The 4084-nt window shown below is 64.4% G+C and carries 3 protein-coding genes; 2 read left to right on the top strand and 1 reads right to left on the bottom strand.

Going from position 1 to position 4084, the window contains the following annotated elements:
- The first annotated feature begins 941 nt into the window (after positions 1-941).
- Positions 942-1865, top strand: coding sequence for a hypothetical protein (locus FJ222_12220; protein MBM4165187.1), 924 nt, complete (start codon positions 942-944; stop codon positions 1863-1865).
- A 122-nt stretch (positions 1866-1987) separates the two neighbouring features.
- Here FJ222_12220 and FJ222_12215 read toward each other — a convergent pair whose 3' ends face one another.
- Positions 1988-3214: an IS256 family transposase gene (locus FJ222_12215; protein MBM4165186.1), complete on the bottom strand. Its 1227-nt coding sequence runs from the start codon at positions 3212-3214 to the stop codon at positions 1988-1990.
- Positions 3215-3306: 92 nt separating this feature from the next.
- Between FJ222_12215 and FJ222_12210 the strand changes: the two genes are divergently transcribed.
- Entirely contained in the window at positions 3307-3777 is a 471-nt protein-coding gene (locus FJ222_12210) for a hypothetical protein (GenBank protein ID MBM4165185.1), read from the top strand.
- The last annotated feature ends 307 nt before the right edge of the window (positions 3778-4084 follow it).

The following is a 4084-nucleotide window of genomic DNA, read 5'->3' as shown; positions in this document are numbered from 1 at the left end:
AGCGCTCGTCACTTCTCTTACCTCGACGCCGACGCCCGCGGCGAAATGGTCCAGGAATCGGTCGCGCAGTCGTGGGCTTCCTTCGTTTCAGCCGACCGCCAGGGCAAAACCAGCGCCGAGGGGAAGGACCTAGCGACCGCCGGCACCCTCGCGTGGTACGCCAACCGGTCCGTCACAGTTGGCCGTCGGTTCGCCGGCTCCAGCACGACCGATGCCCTCGCCGACGGTACCCGTGCGGCCGAGAAGGTGGTCCTGGTTAGTCTGGATGCTGACTCGGACGACGGTCACTTTCTCCGGGAGAGCGTTGCCGACACTCGGTCCTGGGCCAACCCCCTTGAGGCCACTCGCCGCCGACTCGACTGGCGCCTGATCGCGAAGCGCTGCAACCGCCGTCAGCGCCGGGTCCTTTCCCTTCTCGCCTGTGGGTACGGCACCGGAGAGATCGCCGAGCGCATCCATGTCACTCCCGGCCGGGTCTGCCAGATCAAGACCGAGCTGCAGGGTGTGATTCGGTCGGTGGGGTATGGGCCGTAATGTGTTAAGCTTGACGGTCAGTCCGTCGGGGGTCAGGATTCCATAAATGTGTCGGCAAGGCGCGCTCAAGTGGCAGGACACTGCGCGTTCTCCGGTTACCTGCGCACGGATTTGTGGTGCGACGGGCGGTTCAAAGTATTCGACTTCAGGGCGGCTTGTGCGTTCGGGAAGGGCGGGAAGGAGGGGGCTTAGCGAAGCCTCAATTGGCGCAGGGGCATCGGTCCGGCTTATCGTTCCCCTCGGACACCGCACAGTGCGCGCCTCCGCCAGAGAAGCAACGAAAGCATAAAATTACAAAACGCAACGACCCTTTTCCTAGAATTCACCTTTGTCGAGCGGTAGTGTGGGGACGGCGATGATCGATATCGCCCGATCGATATCGGCCTCGCAACCGACAGGAGAAGACCATGGCGAAGCGCTACTCCGGACTGGCGATTGACAAAGCGGACGACCTTCTTTACGGAAGAGCGAAAACGCCGCTCAAAACCAAAAGTGGCATGACATTGGGCGGAGGAGTCGTCTATCCGGAACTGAACTTCACCCTTCCCGCCATGCTGGTCAACGACGAAACCTTCCCTGAAGTCCGGAAGCACTACCGGCAGATCGTCACAGGCGCGCTCCGCCGCGCGGCCGAACTTGAGGCGCCCGGAGTGCAGCTGGAATTCGAAACCCTTCCCGACATGACGGCGCGTCCGGAGTGGGGAATCGAACTTTGTAAAATACTGCTCGACGGCATGGCGGAAGAGGCGGCGCACTCCGGCCTGAAAAGCGTCCTGCGCATGACGCCCAACGACAACCGGGAGATGGTCCGCCCCCCGGTCCTGCGCAGCGGCCGCTACTGGGACAGCATGCTCAAGGTGTTCGACGAGAGCGCCCGCCTCGGGGCCGAACTCCTCTCCATCGAGTCCGTCGGCGGCAAGGAACTGCACGACGAGGCGCTGACGATGTGCGATATCCGCATGGTGATCTTCTCCCTCTGCGTTCTCGGCACCCGGGACATGCGCTTCCTCTGGACCAACATCGCCGACATCGCGCGCCGTCGCGGCGTCCACGCCGCCGGCGACTCGGCCTGCGGTTTCGGCAACACGGCGATGGTGCTCGCCGAGCAGCGCCTGATCCCCCGCGCGTTCGCCGCCGTCGTCCGGCCGATCACCGCGGTGCGCGCCCTCGTCGCCCACGAATGCGGCGCCGTCGGCCCCGGCAAGGACTGCGCCTACGAAAACCCCTATCTCAAGGCCATCACTGGCTTCCCCATGGCGATGGAGGGCAAGACCGCCGCCTGCGCCCACCTCAGCCCGGTCGGCAATACGGGATGTCCCACCCATTGTTGAAACTGAAGATGGCCGATAACATTCAGGAGGCACCATACCTCCTGTGAGTTTCTTGTCAAGGCGCGGTCGCGACGGAGCGGAGCCGTAGGCGTAGCGGAGTTGCGACCGCGCGCGCCGAGCGCTCACCCCGCTGCCGCGCACTCCTTTCGCTTCAGAGCCGCCGCCAGCTGGGGAAGGTCGCCATGGTGCCTGATTCTGCGAAAGCCACGCTCCGCCTCCAGCAATGCGTAGGACAGCCACCGCGAGGGCTGATCGGTCTCTGCCCGCCAGCGCGTCACCCGGCCGATCTTGCGCCGGACATTCCGGAACGGGTTCTCGATCAGATTCGTGCTCAAGAGACTCCCGTTGAGTGTGGCCGGGACTTCGAGTTTATGGACGGCGATCAGATCTTCGCCCGCCTCGTGGAAACTGGCCAGGGCGGCCGCATTCTTGTCGGCCAGGAAAGCCTCGATGGCTCGCAAGGCCTCGCGTCCAGCCTTCTCGCCCTGGGCTTTACGCAGGCGGTCGAACAACCCGGCCAGCTCTCCCCAGTGCCGTTTGGGCAGGTAGCGCCGCAGATTCCTCTCCTTGTGCACCAGGCACCGCTGCGTTACCGCCTCTGGCCAGTAGGCCACCACCGCCTGCTTCAGCGCATCGGATCCATCCAGAACCGACAGCAGCCGGCAACCGGCGGCAGGGCGAAAGTTCCTCGCCTGCAGGCGCGCCAGAAGTCCCTTGGCCACCTCCGCGTTCTCCGAGGCGCCGATCTCGAAGTCCAAGAGCATCTTGGTCCCGTCGGCCGCAATTCCCAAGGCCACGACGGCCAACAGATCGCCACCCAAGGCCAGGCCATCCAGAAGCAGCGCCAGCCAATCATCCCGCTCAATCCTGCGGGAACGGAACTCGCCCAACAGGCGCTTCCCCTCCGCAAGCCAAAGCCGCGAGACCTCGCTGCGGCTCGTCCCCGGCGTACGGTCTCCACGCAGCCGCTTCTGCTCCCGGCTGCTTACTCCACAGCGCAGCGCTTCCAGCAGATGGCCTTGAAGCACGGTCGGATCTTGCGCCGCCTCATAAGTCGCAAGCTTGACCTCCGTCGTCGCCTCCGCCGGCGTACGCTCCCGAACGCGCGGGCGAACGACCTCCATGCGCTGGCCATCGTGCAAGACATATCCCGGCGACGAGCCCGCACGATAGCGGCGCGCCCCTGTTTCCGGACGATAGCGCGCCCCACAAAGCTGGTGCACCTCCTCCGCCATCACTCTCGCGATCATCTCGCGCATCGCGTCTCGAACAAAATCTCTGAAGGTCGTGGCCCCGATGTCCGATATCCTGTCAAGCCCCACCTGCCTCAACAGCACCCTCGTATCCATGATGGTCTCCTTATCGGCCAAGCCGTCTATCGACGGACTAGGAGACCATCTTCATTTCAACAATCGGGGGGACGCTGCCCGGCAATATCGCCATGGCCTACGCCGATGTCTGGTCCAACGAGTCGGTCCAGAACATCAAACTCCTCGGCGGCATGGCGCCGACCTGCTATATGGAGCAACTCGTCTACGACTGCCGCCTCCTCAACCAGGCGACCGAGGCGGGACAGCCGCGTCTGCTGCGCGACTGGCTCGTCGCTTCCGATGCACGCCTCGACCCCCAGGCCTTCATCCTCGCCCCCGACAATGTCATCGCACTCTCCCGCACGCTCGTCGGCGCGCCCGATGACTACGCCGCCGGCAAGGCCGTGGCGCTGAAGGCGGTCGAACTCCTCCGCTCGGGCCGTGAGGCCGGCCGGGTCAAGATCGAGGAGAAGGAGGCCGGCTTCCTCGACGCGATCGAAGCCGCGGTCGAGTCCATGCCCGCCGAGGAGGGACGGTTCATCGAGGAGATGATCGCCGAGGCGCCCGCCGAGAAGTGGCTGCCGCGCGAGTACGGGCTGTAGTCCGGACACCGTCCTCGCCGTCGCCCGAATCGAAAGACCCCGTGCGGCCTCCTTCGCAGCGAGTTGCCCCTTGGCATGCTCGACGGCGATCATTGCGTCATCATCGACGAAAGAGGCCAGACGGCCTCAGCGGCGACTTTTCTCCCTCGCGCATCCGGTTTTCCTTGATCACGCCGCTCTGAGTGCCGAGACATGCTGGAGATAACCAGCCGCCTGCCTCATCGTATTATGATCCTTGACACCGACCCTGTTCCCGCTACCGTACCGGCAAAGCAGAAGCGATCAGAGGCGATTCCGACATCCCCAC

The organism is Lentisphaerota bacterium (assembly GCA_016873675.1).
GTDB lineage: Bacteria > Verrucomicrobiota > Kiritimatiellia > RFP12 > JAAYNR01 > VGWG01.
The sequence above is the reverse complement of the archived record's forward strand: the minus strand, read 5'-3'. Positions and strand labels throughout refer to the sequence as shown.

Coding starts and splice junctions, on each gene's coding strand:
- FJ222_12220 (MBM4165187.1), top strand. CDS start 942: ATGGCGAAGCGCTACTCCGGACTGGCGATTGACAAAGCGGACGACCTT.
- FJ222_12210 (MBM4165185.1), top strand. CDS start 3,307: ATGGCCTACGCCGATGTCTGGTCCAACGAGTCGGTCCAGAACATCAAA.
- FJ222_12215 (MBM4165186.1), bottom strand. CDS start 3,214: ATGGATACGAGGGTGCTGTTGAGGCAGGTGGGGCTTGACAGGATATCG.